This window comes from Bradyrhizobium jicamae (assembly GCF_018130695.1).
GTDB classification, from domain to species: domain Bacteria; phylum Pseudomonadota; class Alphaproteobacteria; order Rhizobiales; family Xanthobacteraceae; genus Bradyrhizobium; species Bradyrhizobium jicamae_B.
In genome coordinates, this window is sequence record NZ_JAFCJX010000031.1 from 56,721 (window position 1) to 75,308 (window position 18,588).

22 protein-coding genes and 1 pseudogene are annotated in these 18,588 nt (G+C 64.2%); 4 read left to right on the forward strand and 19 right to left on the reverse strand.

The features are described 5' to 3' along the window. Nucleotides 1–65 precede the first annotated feature (65 nt). The 15 genes and pseudogenes from JQ604_RS33530 to JQ604_RS33595 all read right to left on the reverse strand — a co-directional run bounded on the left by JQ604_RS33530 (nt 66) and on the right by JQ604_RS33595 (nt 8,978). Nucleotides 66–215, reverse strand: coding sequence for a hypothetical protein (locus JQ604_RS33530; protein ID WP_212365000.1), 150 nt, complete (start codon nt 213–215; stop codon nt 66–68). 97 nt (nt 216–312) lie between these two features. Next, a complete protein-coding gene (locus JQ604_RS33535; protein ID WP_212365001.1) occupies nt 313–468 on the reverse strand; it encodes a response regulator in 156 nt (51 codons plus the stop codon). A gap of 56 nt (nt 469–524) precedes the next feature. Further along, nucleotides 525–977, reverse strand: a complete 453-nt coding sequence (locus JQ604_RS33540; RefSeq protein WP_212365002.1) for an aminoacyl-tRNA deacylase — start codon at nt 975–977, stop codon at nt 525–527. A gap of 75 nt (nt 978–1,052) precedes the next feature. Continuing rightward, the gene (gene bchE / locus JQ604_RS33545) at nt 1,053–2,579 is read right to left on the reverse strand and encodes a magnesium-protoporphyrin IX monomethyl ester anaerobic oxidative cyclase (RefSeq protein WP_212365003.1); all 1,527 of its coding nucleotides are present in this window, start codon (nt 2,577–2,579) and stop codon (nt 1,053–1,055) included. Nucleotides 2,580–2,714: 135 nt separating this feature from the next. Continuing rightward, a complete protein-coding gene (locus JQ604_RS33550) occupies nt 2,715–3,446 on the reverse strand; it encodes a di-trans,poly-cis-decaprenylcistransferase (protein WP_212365004.1) in 732 nt (243 codons plus the stop codon). Nucleotides 3,447–3,475: 29 nt separating this feature from the next. Beyond that, nucleotides 3,476–3,856 carry a transcriptional regulator gene (locus tag JQ604_RS33555; protein WP_212365005.1) on the reverse strand — a complete coding sequence of 127 codons (381 nt, stop codon included), beginning with the start codon at nt 3,854–3,856 and terminating at the stop codon, nt 3,476–3,478. Beyond that, nucleotides 3,843–4,460 (reverse strand): hypothetical protein, encoded by a 618-nt coding sequence (locus JQ604_RS33560; protein ID WP_212365006.1) that lies wholly within the window; start codon nt 4,458–4,460, stop codon nt 3,843–3,845. Before JQ604_RS33560 ends, JQ604_RS33555 begins: the two co-directional genes overlap by 14 nt. A 128-nt stretch (nt 4,461–4,588) precedes the next feature. Next, nucleotides 4,589–4,942 carry a DUF1428 domain-containing protein gene (locus JQ604_RS33565; protein WP_212365007.1) on the reverse strand — a complete coding sequence of 118 codons (354 nt, stop codon included), beginning with the start codon at nt 4,940–4,942 and terminating at the stop codon, nt 4,589–4,591. Between the two features lie 131 nt (nt 4,943–5,073). Next, nucleotides 5,074–5,811 carry a DUF899 domain-containing protein gene (locus tag JQ604_RS33570; RefSeq protein WP_212365008.1) on the reverse strand — a complete coding sequence of 246 codons (738 nt, stop codon included), beginning with the start codon at nt 5,809–5,811 and terminating at the stop codon, nt 5,074–5,076. Nucleotides 5,812–5,821: 10 nt separating this feature from the next. Next, nucleotides 5,822–6,184 (reverse strand): annotated as a pseudogene (locus tag JQ604_RS33575) (SRPBCC family protein); the annotation flags it as partial. Then, the gene (locus JQ604_RS42225) at nt 6,169–6,618 is read right to left on the reverse strand and encodes an ArsR/SmtB family transcription factor (RefSeq protein WP_433996309.1); all 450 of its coding nucleotides are present in this window, start codon (nt 6,616–6,618) and stop codon (nt 6,169–6,171) included. The pseudogene JQ604_RS33575 and the gene JQ604_RS42225, both read right to left, overlap by 16 nt. Nucleotides 6,619–6,752: 134 nt before the next feature. Further along, nucleotides 6,753–7,025, reverse strand: coding sequence for a DUF3551 domain-containing protein (locus tag JQ604_RS33580; protein ID WP_212365010.1), 273 nt, complete (start codon nt 7,023–7,025; stop codon nt 6,753–6,755). Between the two features lie 162 nt (nt 7,026–7,187). Then, nucleotides 7,188–7,457 (reverse strand): DUF3551 domain-containing protein, encoded by a 270-nt coding sequence (locus tag JQ604_RS33585; protein ID WP_212365011.1) that lies wholly within the window; start codon nt 7,455–7,457, stop codon nt 7,188–7,190. A 187-nt stretch (nt 7,458–7,644) separates the two neighbouring features. Next, complete coding sequence (locus tag JQ604_RS33590; protein WP_212365012.1) at nt 7,645–7,896, reverse strand: DUF3551 domain-containing protein; 252 nt, start codon at nt 7,894–7,896, stop codon at nt 7,645–7,647. Nucleotides 7,897–8,006: 110 nt separating this feature from the next. Continuing rightward, nucleotides 8,007–8,978: a Bug family tripartite tricarboxylate transporter substrate binding protein gene (locus JQ604_RS33595; protein WP_212365013.1), complete on the reverse strand. Its 972-nt coding sequence runs from the start codon at nt 8,976–8,978 to the stop codon at nt 8,007–8,009. 173 nt (nt 8,979–9,151) lie between these two features. Here JQ604_RS33595 and JQ604_RS33600 point away from each other — a divergent pair, with 173 nt between their 5' ends. Both JQ604_RS33600 and JQ604_RS33605 read left to right on the forward strand, forming a co-directional pair. Next, nucleotides 9,152–9,562, forward strand: a complete 411-nt coding sequence (locus JQ604_RS33600; RefSeq protein ID WP_212365014.1) for a VOC family protein — start codon at nt 9,152–9,154, stop codon at nt 9,560–9,562. A 111-nt stretch (nt 9,563–9,673) separates the two neighbouring features. Further along, a complete protein-coding gene (locus JQ604_RS33605) occupies nt 9,674–11,362 on the forward strand; it encodes an amidohydrolase (protein WP_212365015.1) in 1,689 nt (562 codons plus the stop codon). 101 nt (nt 11,363–11,463) lie between these two features. On the opposite strand, the gene JQ604_RS33610 is transcribed toward JQ604_RS33605, so the two are convergent. The 4 genes from JQ604_RS33610 to JQ604_RS33625 all read right to left on the reverse strand — a co-directional run bounded on the left by JQ604_RS33610 (nt 11,464) and on the right by JQ604_RS33625 (nt 17,094). Further along, on the reverse strand, nt 11,464–12,753 hold the full coding sequence (locus JQ604_RS33610; RefSeq protein ID WP_212365016.1) for a cytochrome P450: 1,290 nt from the start codon (nt 12,751–12,753) through the stop codon (nt 11,464–11,466). 257 nt (nt 12,754–13,010) lie between these two features. Further along, nucleotides 13,011–14,111 (reverse strand): HD domain-containing protein, encoded by a 1,101-nt coding sequence (locus JQ604_RS33615; RefSeq protein ID WP_212365017.1) that lies wholly within the window; start codon nt 14,109–14,111, stop codon nt 13,011–13,013. 215 nt (nt 14,112–14,326) lie between these two features. After that, nucleotides 14,327–16,609, reverse strand: coding sequence for a xanthine dehydrogenase family protein molybdopterin-binding subunit (locus JQ604_RS33620; protein ID WP_212365018.1), 2,283 nt, complete (start codon nt 16,607–16,609; stop codon nt 14,327–14,329). Beyond that, nucleotides 16,606–17,094, reverse strand: a complete 489-nt coding sequence (locus tag JQ604_RS33625; RefSeq protein ID WP_212365019.1) for a (2Fe-2S)-binding protein — start codon at nt 17,092–17,094, stop codon at nt 16,606–16,608. Before JQ604_RS33625 ends, JQ604_RS33620 begins: the two co-directional genes overlap by 4 nt. 327 nt (nt 17,095–17,421) lie before the next feature. Here JQ604_RS33625 and JQ604_RS33630 point away from each other — a divergent pair, with 327 nt between their 5' ends. Both JQ604_RS33630 and JQ604_RS33635 read left to right on the forward strand, forming a co-directional pair. Beyond that, on the forward strand, nt 17,422–18,210 hold the full coding sequence (locus JQ604_RS33630; protein ID WP_212365020.1) for an alpha/beta fold hydrolase: 789 nt from the start codon (nt 17,422–17,424) through the stop codon (nt 18,208–18,210). Then, nucleotides 18,207–18,548, forward strand: a complete 342-nt coding sequence (locus JQ604_RS33635; protein ID WP_212365021.1) for a hypothetical protein — start codon at nt 18,207–18,209, stop codon at nt 18,546–18,548. Before JQ604_RS33630 ends, JQ604_RS33635 begins: the two co-directional genes overlap by 4 nt. Nucleotides 18,549–18,588: the final 40 nt, after the last annotated feature.

An 18,588-nucleotide genomic window follows, 5' to 3' on the forward strand; every position in this document is an offset into this window, starting at 1 on the left:
GATCAAGCGACGCTTATAGCGCGTTTGCGCGCGATCGGTACGGCCGAGTTCCCGAAAAGGCCCGCCTATTTCGCGGCCAGCGCATCCTCGCGCGAGGGCGCCGGCTTGGCGCGTTCGACCTCATCGCATTTCGGGCACAGCAGAGCGGTGCGGAAATGCTGGTCGAGCGCAATGGTTCGCGTCCTGCCGCACTGGCAGCGCATCGGCTTGTCCATGGGAGATCCGGCCCGGGTTCGATGAGAGGGAAGCGTGCGCTTAGCTAACCCGGCCCGGCTAATCCAATATGACCTGGCGATCGAAAATGTTGCGGCGTCAGAACAGGCCGGGACTGAGATCGAGGCCGTAAGTGGCCACCAGCAGCGAGACGCAGAGACCCGCAAGCGCGAACAGCAGCAGCTGCCTGACGACGGTGACTTGAATTGAATTTGCGGGAAATGCGCGGGCGATCGATTGAGTTATAGCCGTCATTTGCGACCTTCCAGAGCCGTGCCCCGCGAGTGAGTCACGTTGGATGGCGTTGCGGTTCAACGCTGCTCGGAAATGGGACCGCGGCGAACGGTTCCCGTGTGCGCGAGATCACGCGGACGCCGCGCGTTGGTCTTGAAACGATGGCCGACGACGATCAGCGCGCCCTCTCGCGTGGTCACGTCGGCCACTGGCGCAGGCGCGCGGTTGTCCTGCGTCACCGCTTCCAGCGTCTGCAGGAAATCGCGGCCTGCCTGTGTGATCTTCCAGCCGTCGGCGTCACGCACGACATAACCGTTGCTGAAAATATCGACGTCCCGAACCCGCGATGCCAGACGCTTGATGCGCGCCTGCCACTCCGGACCGCTCGATGAGAGAATTGCGAGATCGTGCTTGAGCGAATCGAGCGTCGCACGGCCACTGCCGTGACTGGCCAATACTTTCAGAATGGCAATCTGAATGCTCACCCCAACGCCCCAGACCGCAGCGGTTCTTGTGTTCTGCGCAGTCAATGACACGGATATCGTGTCACCGACTCCGCAGTCCAGCAAGCGCGAAAGTTATCCACGTCGCGCAACGGTATGGGCTTACGCTGCCTTCGCCGCGCCGACGCGCCGCTCGGGTCGCACAGATGTCATCGATTCTTCTTCAGCATCCTGCGGCGCGCCCCAGAAGGCTTCGACGCTCGGTCCGTCAGTCACGCGGCGGTCACGCAAGAAGCCGAGGATTTCATGCGGCCAGACGCGCCGCCCCATCTGCGTGTACCAGCGCATCGCGTGGCGCAGGCCGGCGTCGCGATGGAACAGCACGCGCGCCAGCGCCTTCGGGCGGCATTGCACCACCATCTCGGTGAATTTGAACCACAGCAGCACGCGCCACGGCGGCATGTGCCGCGTCGCCAGCACCTGATGCTTGTAGTCCCAGCGGCGGCGGTCGGTCTGGATCACGCGGCGGCCGGTGGCGAGCCGGAAATACGGCGTCCAGCGGTGCGGCGTGACATAGAGCATCTGGATCTGGTCGGGATCGTAGGACAACAATTGTCGTAACCCGCGCCAGTGATCGCGATCGGTCTCCTCCTCGAAGCCGACCACCCAGGTCGCCATCGACAGGATGCCGTGCTGGCGCATCAGGCGAATCGCCTCGCGATCGGTCGTGGTGGTCGCGCCCTTGCGGATCAGCGCAAGCGTCTTCTCGTCGGTGTTCTCCATGCCGAGCAGGAAACGCTGCCAGCCCGCCTGCTTGTAGAGATGCAGGATGTCGGCATCGCGCACGATGTCGTCGGCGCGGGTCGAGCCGACCAGGATCAGATCGACGTTCTCGGCGATCAGCGCCTCGAGGAAGGCGCGCCAGACTTTCTTCGAGACCGTCGGGTTCTCGTCGGCAAAATTGATCACCTTGACGCCATGCTCGCGATTGAGCCGCGCCAGTTCCCTGGCAAAGCGGACGGGATCGCGATGCCGCCAACGCGTCCAGAAGCCGCGCTGGCCGCAATAATTGCAGAGGTGCGGACAGCCGCGCGAGAACTGCACGACCACGGCGCGCAAGCCGCCCCAGTAGCTGTATCGTGCGTGATCGATCAGTTCCCAGCCGACGCGATAGGCATCGAGGTCGCGGATCACCGGCGCCGGCGGCGTCGCGCGGACGCCCTGCCCATCGCGGTAAGCGATGCCAGCGATGACGTCGAGATCGTGACCGAATTCGAGTGCGCGCATCAGCCGCCGCGCGGTCTCTTCGCCCTCACCGCGAACGATCGCGGTGACATAGGACTCTTCATCCAAGATCTCGCGCCAGTGATAGGTCGGGAACACGCCGCCATAGACGATCAGCACCCACGGCATCACGCGGACAATGGCTTGCGCGACCTCCGTGATGACGGGATGGCCCGAGGTCGAGCCGGAATGACCGAACAGCACGGCATCGGGGCGAAATTCTGCGGCCTCCGCGACGATCGCGGTGACCGGCATCGGGCCGAACTCGGCATCGAGCAGACGGACATCGTGGCCGTCGTCGATCAGCGGACCGCCGATCGACAGCAGCCCGAGCGGCGGCAGATGATCGTCGGGAATCCGGCTGCCGATCGAGGGGTGGGGGATATTGATCAAGAGAATGCGCATGAACGGTCGCTCCCGCTGTTGGCGTGATCGGTCGTCCCCGCATGTTCTGGAGTGGAAAGCCCAACCCCCCGGCTGAGCTTTTGGGATGCGAAACGCGATGCTTCGCGCGATCGCGTCTGGCGATCGCCGAGGGATTTAGAGGCTCGGCACCTCCTGCGGCAAAATCGCCTGCAGGCCGCCGAAGCGGCGCTCGCGGCGATGGAATGAGGTCAGCGCCTCGGCGAGATCATCGCCATCGAACTCCGGCCACATCCGCTCGGTGAAGTGCAGCTCGGCATAGGCGCCCTCCCAGAGCAGGAAATCGGACAGCCGCTTCTCACCGGAGGTGCGGATGATCAGGTCGACATCGCGCAGATTCGTTTGGCCGGTAATGAGATCGGCGAAGCTTTCGCGGGTGAGTTGGAGACCGACGGCGTTGGCCGCGGCCTTGAGGATGGCGTCGCGCGCGGAGTAGTCGATGGCGATGCGCAGATGCAGCGTGGTGCCGTCGGCCGTCTCGGCTTCGGCGCGCGCGATCGCGTTGGCGATGCCATCGGGCAGTCGGTCGCGGCGGCCGATCACGGTAAGGCGGACGCCGTTTTTCACCAGTGCCTCGATCTCGTTGGCGAGATAGAAGCGCAACAGCGCCATCAGCGCGGTGACTTCGGCTTTCGGCCGCCGCCAATTGTCGCTGGAGAAGGCATAGAGCGTCAGCGTGCCGACGCCCTGGTCGGGCGCGGCCTCGACGATGCGGCGGATCGCTTCCACACCGGCTTCGTGACCGCGCAGCCGCGAGAGCCCGCGGCGGGTCGCCCAACGGCCGTTGCCGTCCATGATGATGCCGACATGCAGGAGCGTTTCAGGGTTTGTCGCAGCGTTACTTTGCATCACAAAGTCTCCGGGCAAAAAAAGGGGTGTCAGGCGTGCTGGATGCCGAGGCGATTGGGCGTGCTTTCACCCTTGCCCGCAGCCTTGGCGGCGTCGCGCACCAGCTGCTCGAGCACGGCGAGATAATCCAGGAAGCGGCGGCGGCCGGATTTGGTCAGGCGGCATGTGGTGTGCGGGCGATTGCCCTCATAGCCCTTGATGACGTCGACGAGACCGGCCTCCTGCAGCACTTGCAGATGGCGGCTGAGATTGCCGTCGGTGAGACCGCAGAGCTGCTTGAGATCGGCAAATGCGAGTCCCTTCGGATGCGCCATCAGCGAGGTGAGCAGCCCGAGCCGCGCCTTCTCGTGGATCACGCGATCGAGGCCGTCATAGGCGAATGGCGCGCTGGGCGCGTCAGTCTTCGACATCATTGTCTCCCGAAGCGAAATAGAGCAGCGCGGCGAGCAGCAACTGGCCGATCGCGAAAGGAACGCCCATGGTCCAGGGCGACAGCGTGTGACTCTGGCTCGCGATCAACAGCACCGTGAAGCCCGACAGGAAATACCAGGCCCCGCCGAGCGCAATCGTGCGCGGCAGCGAGCGGACCGAGGCGAACACGCCGATCGAGACCAGCACCTGCCAGAGGCCCGGCAGCATCCACAGCGTCTCCGGCGCGAATTTCCATTGCAGGATCGCGAGCAGGACGCCGGCGACCGCCGCCGGCAGGAACTGCTCGATCGCCTGCTGCACCATCGCGTCCGCAAGACCCGAATGATGCCGCCGCGAGCGCGCCTGCATCTCGATCCAGATCAGGCCTGCGGACACGAACGCCGCCGCGGCCCAACCGACCAGGAACACGACCGGATTTGCGGTGGGGTTAGCGAGCCAGAGATGTTGCGCGACCGTCGTGAGCAGCGCGATGCCGCTGGTGGCGGCGACTGTCGCCGGTCCGTAGCCGCGGAACGCGGTGCCGGCCGCGATCTGGCTGCGGATCGCCAATATGTCGGCCAGGGCCTTGTCGAGATCGCGCATGAGGCTTCCGCACTTTGTATTGCAAAGTATACGGCATCGCCAAGTAAATGCAAGAGCCTTCGCGGCGGCGAGCATGTCGCCTCGCGATGGCTATGGTTAATGTCTGCTTAACGCCGCGCGCCGGCGGCTCAGACCGTCACGAGATTGGCGAAGCCGCCATAGATCATCCGCTTGGCATCGAACGGCATCGCGTCGAGGCTCATCTTGAGCCGCTTGTCGGCCATCACCTTGGCATTGATCCTGTCGCGCTGGGCGCGCGACTTGTAGGTGATCCAGGCGAACACGACGGTCTCGCCCGTCTTCAGCTTCACGCTCTGCGGAAACGAGGTGAGCTTGCCCGGCTTGACGTCATCGGCCACCCATTCGCGATAATCCAGCGCGCCATGTTCGCGCCAGATCCTGCCGGCCTTGCGCGACAGCTTTGCGTAGGCCTTCAAATTCTTCTTCGGGACGGCGACGATGAAGCCATCGACGTAGGGCATCGGCGTTTCCTGTTGTTGGTTCCGTCATTGCGAGGGGCAAAGCGAAGAAGCAATCCATCGCTCCGCACATGCGGCTCGATGGATTGCTTCGCTTTGCTCGCAATGACGGCGTGCGCGTAACGCGTGGCGCGTCAGCTATGGCAGCAGGATGCCTGAACCGGTTGCGGTTGGTACTGGTCACGGTGCCGCACCCAATCCATCGGATACGGCAAACCATCTTCATGACGGCCGAGCGGCGTCAGGTCGAGATAGTGGTAGGCGGCATTCATCATGTCGAGGCCGCGGGCGAAGGTGGAGTAGGTGTGGAACACGTCTCCCCTCTCGTCGCGATAGAAGACGCTGATCCCTGGCAGTTCCGGCCCATAGAATGGCGTGGTTCCGAAATTGTAGAGCGCCTTGCCCGCGTCGATCTGCTCGCGCGTGAACGTGACTCCATAGTCGGAGTTGAAGTCATTGTTGCCCGACGAGACCCAATCGAAGGTCCAGCCCATCCGTTTCTTGAACGCGTCGAGTTTTGCGATCGGCGCGAGCGAGATCGCGACCATGGTAGTGTCGCGCGCGGCAAGATGCGGCGCCATGCGATCAAAGCCGTCGGCCCAGAATGAGCAGCTCTTGCACGCCGCGTCCCAGTCGGGCGCGAACATCACGTGCTGCACCACGAGCTGCGGCCGGCCCTGGAACAGATCGACGAGCGTAACCTTGCCGTTCGGTCCGTCGAACACATAGTGCTTGTCGACCTTGACCCAGGGCAGGCCGCGGCGCTCTTCGCTGAGCGCCTCGCGGGCCTGGGTCAGTTCCTTCTCGCGCGCCATATGCGCCTTGCGGGCTGCGATCCATTCCTCGCGCGAAACGATCTTGTGCGGTTGCATGGGATACTCCTTAGGCAGCGACATAATTTTCCAGATTGGCAAGGAACTCGGTCCAACCACGTTGATGGTTGTCACGCGCCGTCTCGTCAGCGAACTGGGCATGATGGAAGGTGAGCAGCGTGCCGGCGCCGTCGGGCTTGATCGTAACAGTCACCAGCGACTCGCGCTCAGGCGTCGAGTGCCAGGCCCAGCTGAATACCAGCCGCTCGTTCGGCACCACCTCACGATAGACGCCGCCGACCTCGTGATAGTCGCCGGCGGCATTGTTGAAGCTGATGCGATAGCGGCCACCGACGCGGACATCGAGGTCGGCGCGCGTGGTGCCCGGGGTCACCACCGACGGCCCGAACCACTGCGCTAGGTTTTCCGGGTTGGTCCACGCGGCGTAGACTTTTTCCGGCCTGGCGCGGAGACGGCGCGTGAGCGTGAGGCTCGGTCGTTGGGCAACGTCGGCTGCGGCTGCGGTGCTGTTGGCCATGGGTCTTCCTCCACAAAGGCGGCAAGGCGATCGAGATTGGCGGACCAGAATTGCGCATAGTGATTGAGCCAGTTCATCGCTTGCTCCATCGGCCTGGCGGTGAGCCGGCACGCCACCGTGCGGCCTGTCTTCTCGCGCGCGACCAGGCCGGCATCCGTGAGCACGTCGAGATGCTTCATGATCGCGGGCAGCGACATCGCAAATGGCTGGGCCAACTCGCTCACGGACAGGCTGTCCGTCTCACCAAGACGCGCCAGCAAGGCGCGACGGGTGGGGTCGGACAGCGCGGCAAAGGTACGGTCCAACGTCTCGTCCTGATACTTAACCATGTGGTTTAGTATAGGGGCATGCAGCTCGAAGTCAAGCCGGTCATACGGGTTGCGCGGGAAGGAATTCGGTCAGCAGGACTCACTCAAACGGGCGCTCGCCGCGCGCCGTTCTCATTCAGCCAATTCGGCTCACGTCAGTAGCGCGGAACGCGCCGCCCGTATCGCGGCTCCGGCGGCATCTGGTTGAAGGCCGCACGCGGATTGATGCCGCAATAGACATGGCGCCCGGACGCGCTCGCCTGACATTGCTCGTAGGTTTGATAGAAGCACGCGCCGGGATAGCCGGTCTCCTTGCCCTGCAGGCACCAGGGATAATCATAGGGATCCGCTGCCGCCGGGCCGGTACCGGTGAGCCCTGCGAGCGAGACGACACCAAGCACCAGCACTGCCAATCGCGATGTGCGCATGACCGATCTCCTTCGCTTCCTCGTCGCGCCGCATACGAATGAAGGTTCTGAAGCGCGGCTTTATTCCGGACGCTCGACGGCGAATCCGCCGGTCATTGCGTCATCTCGCAGATTCGTGATGACGCAACGTCGCGCGCGCCAACTCAATCGCCGGGCGACGATTCACTCATGGTATGGCGCCTTCCGACTGCGGCGCACCGGCGGAGGAGCGGCTGCGACCTGCGGATTGGGGCCGCAGGACAACAGCCGTCCGGAGACGCTTGCCTGGCACTGCGCATAGGTACGGTAGGAGCAGTCGCCGGGATAGCCAGCTTCGATCCCTTGGGCGCACCAGGGAAAATCGTAGGGGCCGGCCGCTGCAGGCCGCACATCCGAGACGCTCGCGAGCGCGGCCGCTCCAAGCACCATGATCGCCAATTGCAATTTGCGCATGAACGGATCCTCCCCATCACCAAAGAAACGCCGGCACCTTCCCAAAAGGTTCGCACGTGCCGTCTTATTCCATGATGATATCGGAAAGCACCCAGCTGCGCACGCCTTCGTGACATGTCCGCGACGAACGACGAGAAGCAAAGCCCCGCCTCCGGCAGGGCCAGTCCGTCACGCCTGCACCGGTCAATCAGTACGGCGCGACGTAGGCGCCGCGACGCTCATAGGCGAAGCGCGGGTTGATGCCGCAGGTCAGCAACCGCCCGGAAACGCTCGCCTGGCACTGCTGAAGGGTGCGGTAGGAACATTCGCCGGGATAGCCGTAGCCCTGGCCCTGCGCACACCACGGATAATCATAGGCGGCAGCCGCCGGCGCGGAGAGTGTGGACACTCCGGCACCCATCGCCGTCAGGGCCAGCATGGCCAACATCATCTTACGCATCGTCGTTCTCCTTGCCGCGGGCCGGAATGGCCGGCGTATCGATACCGGGTGAGTAGCGATACCGGCCCGCCAGGTTCAGAACGCGATTGCCGCAGGAAAGTTCGAGTGACCTACTCCACTTTCAGGCCGGCGAACTCGACCACCTTCTTCCACTTGTCGGTCTCGGCCTTGATGTCGTCGCCGAACTTTTCCGGGGTCTGGATCAGCGGATCGCCGCCGAGCTCGACCAGGCGCTTCTTCATGTCCGGCTCGGCGAGGATGGTGTTGATCTCGCCGTTGAGCCTGGCGATGACTTCCTTCGGCGTGTTCTTCGGCGCCCCCATGCCGAACAACGCGCTCGCCTCATAGCCCTTCACGGTCTCGGCCACCGTCGGCACGTCCGGCAACAGCGGGGAACGCTCGGTCGTCGTCACGGCGAGCGCGCGCAGCGCGCCGGAACGGATGTGCTGGATGATCGAGGGCATGTTGTCGAAGATCACCTGCACCTGGCCGCCGAGCATGTCGGTGATCGCGGGCGCCGCGCCGCGATAGGGCACGTGCTGCATCTTGCAGCCGGTCATCGCCATGAACATCTCGCCGGACAAATGCACCGAGGTGCCGTTGCCGGACGAGGCCAGATTCACCTTGCCGGGATTGGCCTTCACATAGTCGATGAACTCCTGGACGGTCTTCGCCTGCACGTCCTTGCCGACGGTCATCACGTTGGGCACGCGCTGGAACGAGGCGACGGGCGCCACGTCGCGCACGAAGTTGAACTTCAGGTTCGCATAGAGCGAGGTGTTGATGTAGTTCGCCGGGTTGACCAGCAGCAGGGTGTAGCCATCCGGCTCGGCATTGATCGCGGCCTCGGTCGCGATGTTGTTGCCGGCGCCCGGCTTGTTCTCGATCACGAATTGCTGGCCGAACTTCTCCGACAGGCGCTGGCCGACCAGGCGCGCGATGATGTCGGTAGCGCCGCCCGGCGGATAGCCGACGATCCAGCGCACAGGCCGCGCCGGATAATCGGCAGCCGCGGCGCGGCCGATCGCAAGGGTCGAAATGCCGGTGCCGATCAGGCCAAGCGCGGTGCGGCGTGAAATCATGAGAAGAGTCTCCCGATGCGGCGGGGTTTGGCGCCCTGCCCGTTTCTGTTGAATTGCGGTCGGCGCGGGTTTAGCAAACAACGGCTGATGCGGCCAGTGCGACACTTGGGCCGCCGCTGCGACGAAAGACTAAAGGCCAAGCAGGACCAAAGGCCAAGCCGAAAGGATCGATCATGACCGTCAAGGTGAACGCGCTCGATCATCTCGTCATCAATGTCGCCGACATCGCGCTCTCCGCTGCGTGGTACAGCAGGATCCTCGGCATGGAGGTCAAGGTGTTCGATCCCGGCGCGGGCAAGACGCCGCGGACCTCGCTGGTGTTCGGCAACCAGAAGATCAATGTGCGGCCGCGCGATGCCGACAAGGTGGACTGGTTCACCGCCGACCACGAGATGGCCGGCAGCGACGACCTCTGCTTCCTGACCTCAAGCACGCCGGACGAAGTGGTCGCGCATCTCAAGGCCAACGGCGTCGCGATCGAGGAAGGGCCCGTGGCAAGACAGGGCGCGCGCGGCACGCTGCGCTCGGTCTATTGCCGCGACCCGGATGGGAGTTTGATCGAGATTTCGTCTTACGCCGACTGACGGCCTTCCCGCGCGACGTTTGCCCGGCGCCGCAAGCGGTGGCACAAAGGCTCCCGACAAGAACAAGCAAGCAGCCGGTAAGGCTGCACAGGGCATGTGGGGGAAACGACGATGGGGCTTGAACGAAGGCTTGCGCAATCAACCGGCGCGCTTCTGACGACCGCATTGCTGACGCTCGCGACGAGTGCGGCGGCGGCGCAAACCGCCGACACCATCCTCTTCAACGGCAAGATCCTGACCGTCGACAAGGAGTTCTCCACCCAGCAGGCGCTCGCGATCAGCGACGGCAAGATCGTCGCGACCGGCAGCTCGGCGGCGATGAAGAAGCTCGCCGGCAGAGGCGCCAGGCAGATCGACCTCGGCGGCCGCACCGTGATCCCCGGGCTGACCGACGGCCATATTCACGGGGTCCGTGCCGCGCTGACCTTCGGCACCGAGGTGAACTGGATCGGCGTGCCCACGCTGAAGGAGGCGCTGGACAAGGTCGCGAAAGCCGCAAAGGAGCAGAAGCCCGGCTCCTGGATCATCGTCGCCGGCGGCTGGACCGAGGAGCAGTTCGCCGAGAAGCGCCGGCCGACCCAGGCCGAGGTCGCTTCCGCCGCGCCCGGCAATCCCGTCTACATCCAGCATCTCTATGACTGGCTCTTGCTGTCGCCCAAGGCGATGGAAGCGCTTGCCATCCGCGACGACAATGACATGCCTCCCGGTGGCAAGCTTGGGCGCGATGCCGACAACAAACTGAACGGCGTGATCGATGCCACCGGCGCTGCGCTCGGGAAAATCTTCGACAAGCTGCCGAAGCCGACCATGGAGCAACAAGTCGACGGCTCCAAGAAATTCTTCCGCGAGATGAACAGTCTTGGGATCACCGGGATCGTCGATGGCGGCGGCGTCAGCATGTATCCGGCGAGCTATCAGGCGGTGTTCAAGCTGTGGCAGGACAAGCAGCTCACCGTGCGCGTGGCCTATCATCTCTGCGCGCCGAAACCTGGCAGCGAGCTCGCCGACCTGCAGAACCTGACCCAGTTGTCGCCGCCCGGCTTCGGCGACGCCATGCTGCATTTCAACGGCCCCGGCGAGATCCTGATCTGGGCCGACTGGACCGATGGCGACATCACGCCGGATGGAAAAGCCAAACTCGCCGAGCTGCTGCGCTGGGCGGCTTCGAAGCGCTACACCATCCAGCTGCACTGGAACCCGGACCGCACCGTGCGCGATCTGCTCGACGTCGTCGAGGACATCAACAAGGATTATCCGGTGCGCGACCTGCGCTGGGCCGTGCTGCACCTCTACAATGCGTCGGAGGACAGCTTGAAGCGGATGAAGGCGCTGGGCCTGGTCTGGGGCGTGCAGGACGGGCTCTACTTCGGCGGCGAGCGGCTGCAGAAGGAGGTCGGCGTCGATCAGGCCAGGATGATGCCGCGGATCGCGACCGCACTGAAACTTGGCCTCGTGGTCGGCGGCGGCACCGATGCGCACCGCGTGTCGTCCTACAATCCCTTCGTGTCGCTGCAATGGTATCTCGACGGCACCACGATCGGCGGTACCAAGACCCGGGGCGAGCAGGAAGCCCCGAGCCGCCGCCAGGCGCTGGAGATGTACACGAAGAACACTGCGTTCATGGCCAATGACGACGACAAGCGCGGCACGCTGGAACCGGGCAAGCTCGCCGATCTTGCGGTGCTGTCGGCGGATTACATGACCGCGCCTGTGAAGGAGATCGGCAAGATCAGATCAGTGATGACGATGGTCGGCGGCAAGGTAGTGTATGCGGCGGGGCCGTTTGCCGAGACGCATTAGATGCGTAAGGTGGGCAAAGGCGCGTTTGCGCCGTGCCCACCATTCCCGGCGTGCTCGTGATGGTGGGCACGCTGCGCTTTGCCCACCCTACGAAATCACCCTCAATTCACCTCGAAGCGGATCGGCAGCTTCTTCGGGCCGTTGACGAAATACGCCTGCGTCATCTTCACCTCGCCGTCGAGCGAGAGCGACTTCAGCCGCGGCAGCAGCTCCTCGAACAAGATACGCATTTCGAGCTTGGCCAGATACTGGCCGAGGCAGAGATGCGCGCCGTAGCCGAACGCGACGTGGCGGTTCGGCTTGCGATCGCTGCGGAAGCGATAGGGATCCTCGAACACCTCCTCATCGCGATTGCCTGAGGCGTAGCACAGCATGAGCCAGTCACCCTTGTTGATCTTGCGACCACCAAGTTCGGTGTCAGCCGTTGCCGCGCGCATAAAATGCTTGACCGGTGTCATCCAGCGGATGGCCTCGTCGACCAGGCCCGGGATCAGATCGGGATTGGCCTTCACTTTGGCGAACTCCGCGGGGTCTTCCGCCAGCGCCCAGATCGCGCCGGCGGTCGATGATGATGTCGTATCGTGGCCGGCGGTCGCGACGATCATGTAGTAGCTGGTCGCGTCATGCTCGGGCATGTCCTCGCCGCCGATCTTAGCGTTGGCGATGACGGTGGCGAGATCGTCGCGCGGATTGCGGCGGCGGTCCTCGGTGATGGCGCGGAAATAGGCGGAGAAATCGGCGATCACCGCCTGCATCATCGACGAGAACTGCTCGGCCGAGAGCTGCTCCTTGATCCGCGCCGTGTCGGGATCCTGCGGGCCGAACAGTTCCTGCGTCAGCCGCAGCATGCGCCGCTCATCCTGCTCGGGCACGCCGAGGATTTCCATGATGACATGAAGGGGATAGCCGAGGGCTACGTCTTCCACGAAGTCGCAGGTGCCGCCCCTCGCCAGCATCCGCTCCACCGTCGCGCGCGCGATCTCGCGGACACGCGGCTCGAACTTGCCGAGATTGGCCGGCATGAACCAGCCCTGGGTCAGCGCGCGGTATTTCGGGTGATCCGGCGCGTCCATCTGCACCAGCGAACGCACCAGATTGGGGCCGCCGGTGATCTTGCGCACGCGCTCCTCGACCGCCCGGGTCGTCAGCGTGGTCGGGCGGTCGGCATTGTGGAACAGCTCGTTCTGCCGGCTGATGGCCTGGATATGCGCGTGCCTGGTGACCACCCAGAATGGATCGAACTTTTCCGGCCGTGCGATACCGAGCGGATTGTTGGCCCGCAGCCAGCGGTAGCTGTCGTGGACGCGGTGGTCGGCATAGGCGGCGGGATCGACGAGGGCGGCCGCGATGTCGGCGGGGATGTCGAGGTTGGCCGGCGATGTCATGCCCATGGATCGTCCCCGCGTATCGGCGTCGATGACCACCGGAATCTAGGCGGAGGGGAGAATGGGGACTTGCGTTGAATGGCTAGGTTTCACCCGTCATTGCGAGGCGCCACCCGGTCCCGCCTTCGGCGGGCCGGATGATAAACTCAGCGACGACTTGTCCGCCGAAGCCTTGGCGAAGGCGGAAGCAATCGATCGTTCCGCATGCGCGGAGAGATGGATTGCTTCGCTTCGCTCGCAATGACGAGCGGGAGCAGCGTGGCTCAATAATGCCCGAACGCTACCGGGCGGAACGCCTGCAGCAATTGCTGGTCGAGCTTGCCGTTCATCGCCTCCATCATGGAGAAGGCCTTGGCGTGGGTGAACTGCAGGCGGTAGGCGCGCTTCTCCACCAGCGCGGCATAGACGTCGACGATCGTGGTGATGCGCACGATGTCGCTGATCTCGCTGCCGGACAGCGCATTGGGATAGCCGGAGCCGTCGAGCATCTCGTGGTGATGCAGGATCACGTCGAGCATTTCCGGCGGGAAGCCGCCCTGTGCGGACAGCGCATCGAAGCCGCGGCGCGGATGCTCGCGCATGATGCTCATCTCTTCCATGGTGAGCTCGCCCGGCTTGTCGAGCAGCGCGACGGGGATGAACGCCTTGCCGACGTCGTGCAGCAGCGCCGCGCGGGCCAGCCGGCGCTGGTCGTCGTCGCGCATGCCGAGATGCTGGGCGAACGCCACGGCAAAGCCGGTGACGAACAGGCAGTGGCGATAGGTCTCGGTGTGGTGGCAGCCGACCGTGGTCAGCCATTCGCGCAAGGAATTGTGCTTGATCGCCTTGATGATCTTGTTCTCGGCCGCGACGATATCGGAGAATTTCAGCGGCTCGCCGGCCGGCAGCCGCTCGAACATCTTGACCATCACCATATGCGCGGCCTCGACGCCGCGATTGAGCGCCTTGCCGCGATCGGTCTCGTCGTAACCCGTGCTGTCGGGGAATGCGGCGCGGATGCGCTGCAGAATGCCGCGCGCATCGAACGGACGCGAGATCGTGTCGGTGGCGCCGAGCGCCCAGGCCTGCATCGAGGCGTGATGCAGCGCATCCGCCAGCACGAACAGCCGCGGCATCTCGCGATAGGCCGCGCTCTGCAGCTTGTTGCGCACCAGCTGCACGCTCTCGGGCGAACGCAGGTTGATGTCGACCACGATGCCCGAAAGATCCTGGCCCGGCTTCTCCGGAATCTGCGCGGTGGAGATGGTGTCGACGTCGCCGACCGAGCGCAGGATGCTGGCAAGCTCGCTGCTCTGATCGCTCCGATCCGACGCCAGCAACAACCGGCGCTTCGAAGTCTTGTTGGTGGTGGCTAAGGCAGTCATGGATTCCCCGAACGCAATGCTGACCGACGGCTAACGCTACCTGCGCAGGCGTTCGTTCCGACTTAATGGGGATGCTCAACAGCGGCTAAGCGTATCAGCTACAATTTTATCGATCCCGGATTCCTGCAGCAGAATCAGCAGGAGAGACAAAAAATCCGCCGGAGACGAATCTCCGGCGGATCGTTATTTTCACATGACGAAGCTGCGCTCGCGTTTTACGCCTTCATCGCCGCCTTGACCGCTTCCGCCGTGATCGGCAGCGCGCGGACGCGGGCGCCGACCGCGTTGAAGATGGCGTTGCCGATCGCCGGCGCCACCACCGTCACCGCGGGCTCGCCGACGCCGGTCGCCTTCTCGCCATTGGCGATGACGTTGACCGCGACTTCCGGCATCTGGCTCATCCGAAGCGGCGTGTAGCTGTCGAAGTTGGTCTGCTCGATGCCACCGTCCTTCAGCGTCGCCTTCTCGAACATCGCGAGCGACATGCCCCACAGCGCCGCACCCTCGACCTGGGCGCGGATGTTGTCGGGATGCACCTGCGTGCCGACGTCGGTTGCGACCGTCAGCTTCTTGACGGTCACCTCGCCCGAGGGCGCGACGGCAACGTGAGCGACGCAGGCGGTCCAGCTTGCGGTCGCGCGTTCCTGCGACGACACGCAGGCCACGCCCATGCCCTCGCCCTTCGGCAGCTTCTTGGTGCCGTAGCCGGCAAGGCCCATCGCCGCGAGCAAGGTGTTGCGGAGGCGTTGCGCGCCGCCGTCATTCTTGCCTGCGCCGTCGAGCAGCGAGATGCGGAACTGGGCCGGATCCTTGCCGGTCGCATTCGCGATCTCGTCGAGCATGCTCTCCACCGCCCAGAAGGTCCAACCCGGCGCCACCGAGCGCAGCTGACCCGACGGGGTGGCGTTGTGCGCCATCTCGTTCTTGATCGCCCGCACATAGTGGTTGGGCACGGTGTAGAAGAAGTCCGAGCCGTTCACGGTGAACGAATCGAGCGGCCCCTTCTTGTCGACCGACGGCGTCAGGAAATCGGGGATTCCCCAACGGGCGGTCGGCCAGGCCGAGACCACGTCGTGGCTGAGCGCGACGAGCTTGCCATCGCCGTCCATGCCGGCCTTCACCTTCTGGTAGGTGAGCGGACGCGAGAAATCCATCGTCATGTCGTTCTCGCGCGTATAGATCACCTTGACCGGCTTGCCGACGGCCTTGGCCGCCTGCACCGCGGGGATCATCATGTCGGCATCGAGCCGCCGGCCGAAGCCGCCGCCCAGCCACATCTGATGCATCACCACGTATTTCGGATCGATCCCGGCGGCGCCGGCGGCGATCGCGCCGGAGCGTGTCGCGAACTGGTTGCCGGAATAGATGTGCAGGATGTCGCCCTTGAACTCCGCGGTGGCGTTCATCGGCTCCATCGGCGCATGGATGTTGATGTTGGTGGTGTACTCCGCCTCCAGCACCTTGGCCGCCGTTCCGAACGCTGCGTTGGGATCACCGTCCTTGACGAAGAACTGGCCGGAGTCATCGAGGCCCTGCAGCCGCTTGGCTTCGGCAAACAGCGACTCGCTCGACAGCTTCGCGTTCGGCCCGCCGTCGTAGGACACCTTCAATGCCGCCGCCGCCTTCTTGGCGCTGGCGTAGGTGTTGGCGACTGCGACCACCCAGCCGGTCGTGGTGCCGGTCTTGTCGTCGAGGGTCACGGCCTTGATGAAGCCCGGCACCTTCTTTGCCGCGCTGTCGTCGACCGATTTCACGGTGGCGCCGTAGCGCACCGGCGGCGTCACCACCGCGCCATGCACCATGCCGGGCACCATGACGTCGATGCCGTACTTGGCGGTGCCGTTGGTCTTGGAGGGGATGTCGAGCTGCGGAACGGACACGCCAATCAGCGTGTACTGGTCGGGCGATTTCAGCTTCAGCGCCTTCAATTCATCCGGCGTGAAGGTCTTGGTCGCCTTGCCGCTCTTGACCACGTCGGCAAACGACATCGACTTCTTCGACTTCGGATGCGAGATGACGGAATTGCGCACCACGAGCTCGCCGGCCGGCACGCCCATCGCGGCGGCCGCACCTTCGACCAATGCGGTCCGCCCCGCGGCACCCGCACGGCTCATCGCATCGAAGTTCATCATGGTCGACCAGCTGCCGCCGGTGATCTGCGCACCCAGCACGGGGTCGTTGAACTTCGGATCGTTGGAGGCGAGCGCGACGCGCATGTCGCTCCACTTCGCGCCCAATTCTTCGCAGACGATCTGCGCCATGGTGGAGGCGATGTGCTGGCCCATATCGGCCTTGCCGCAGGTCACGGTGACGAGACCGTCGGGCGCGATCGCGTACCAGACGCTGGGCTCGAAGCTGGACGGCGCGGCAAGCGCCTGATCGATGCCGGGCACGGCGGCGTAACCGAGCACGAGGCCGGTTGCGGCGGTGCCGACCAGGAAGGAACGGCGGCTCAGATCGGCCGGCCCGCTCGAGGTGATCTTCACGTGGCTATTCATGTGGGCCTCCGATCGGTTGCGGCGGCCGCGGTGCGCATTTCGGAGGCAGCGCGCATGATCGCCTTCTGGATCCGCGAGTAGGTCATGCAGCGGCAGAGATTGCCGTCCATATGCGCGACCACCTCTTCCTTGGTGGGATTCGCATTCTTCGACAGCAGCGATGCGGCCTGCATGATCTGGCCGGACTGGCAGTAGCCGCATTGCGGCACCTGCTCGGCGACCCAGGCCTTCTGCAAGGGGTGATCGCCCTTGGCGGAGAGACCTTCGATGGTGGTGATCTTCTTGCCGACGGCATCGGAGACCGAGGTCTGGCAGGACCGCACGGCTTCGCCATTGACGTGGACCGTGCAAGCGCCGCAGAGGCCCGCGCCGCAACCGAATTTGGTGCCGGTCATCTGCAATTGCTCGCGGATGACCCATAGCAGCGGCGTATCGTTGGCCGCCTCGACGGACATATTCCGTCCGTTGATATTGAGATTTGGCATCTCTCTCCCCTTCCGGTGTATGAAGCCGCTTACGGCGGCAGCTCACTGGTTGGCTCACGCCTGCCGCCCACCGGGTCAGCGACAGTTGCCGAGACAATGATCTGGTTCCGCGTTAGAGGCAATTCAATTTGGAATTGCTCGAAGAAAATAAATTTCATGCGGCACTGGTTGTGCGTTGCGGCAAGCACGTCACGACATCGTCAACGACGCGATGCCCACGCGCATAGCCTCTGCCGTTTGCGCATTTCCCAACAACAGGTCTGTCACGCTAGGATTGTCGAGGTGGTTACGTTGAGGAAACCGGCGGGGAACTGGCGAGGAAACTGAATGCCAAAACTCGATCGCGACGGAGTCAGCATTTTCTATGAGGTGCATGGCAGCGGCTCGCCGCTGATTCTGACGCACGGCTATTCATCCACCTCTGCGATGTGGCAGGGCCAGATCGAAGCGCTGGCGAAGCAGCATCAGTTGATCCTGTGGGACATGCGCGGCCACGGCCAGTCGGACTATCCGGACGATCCCTTGGCCTATAGCGAAGCGCTGACGGTGGCCGACATCGCCGCGCTGCTTGACACGGTCGGCGCCGACAAGGCTGTTATCGGCGGGCTCTCGCTCGGCGGCTACATGTCGCTCGCCTTCCACCGCGCCCACCCCGAACGCGTGCGCGCGCTGCTGATCATCGACACCGGCCCCGGCTTCAAGAAGGACGACGCGCGCGAGACCTGGAACAAGCGCGCCCGCGACACCGGCGAGCGCTTCGAGCGCGACGGGCTCGACATCTTGAAGAGCGCGAGCCGCGAGCGCGCCTCCGTCACCCATCGCAATGCCAAGGGCCTGGCGCTCGCCGCGCGCGGCATGCTGGCCCAGCGCGATGCGCGAGTGATCGAGTCACTGCCCGATATCAAGGTGCCGTCATTGGTGGTGGTCGGCGCCGACGATACGCCGTTCCTGGCGGCCTCCGATTACATGGCGGCGAAGATTCCGGGCGCGCAAAAAATCGTGATCCCGAACGCCGGTCACGCCGTGAATATTGACCAGCCGCAGGCTTTCATCGATGCAGTGCTGCAGTTCCTCGATCAGCTCAACTCGCCTGCACCGCGAAAGGCCGCCTCATGAAAAAGCTTCTCGTCGTGCTGATGCTGTCAGGCGCGGCTACGCCCGCCATGGCGCAGCCTCTCCCCCCGTTCGGCGGCCCTGTGGCACCGACCTTCACCGCGACCTTGTCGAACACCGCACCGCTGGCGTTCGGCATGGGTATCGACGACGCACAACGCGCACTCGGCACGCCACTCATCTACATCAAGGGAAAGCCAGGCAATGAGGTGTTCCTGACCTTCCGCGATCTCGGCGGCAGCGGGCTGTTTCCGCATCACGACCGCCTCTATCTGCAATTCCGCAAGGGACGGCTGACCGGCTGGAGGGCGGACTGGGGCGAAAACTGGATGTGGCGATAGCCACCGCATCCCGAGACTTTCATGACCAACAAGAAGGAAT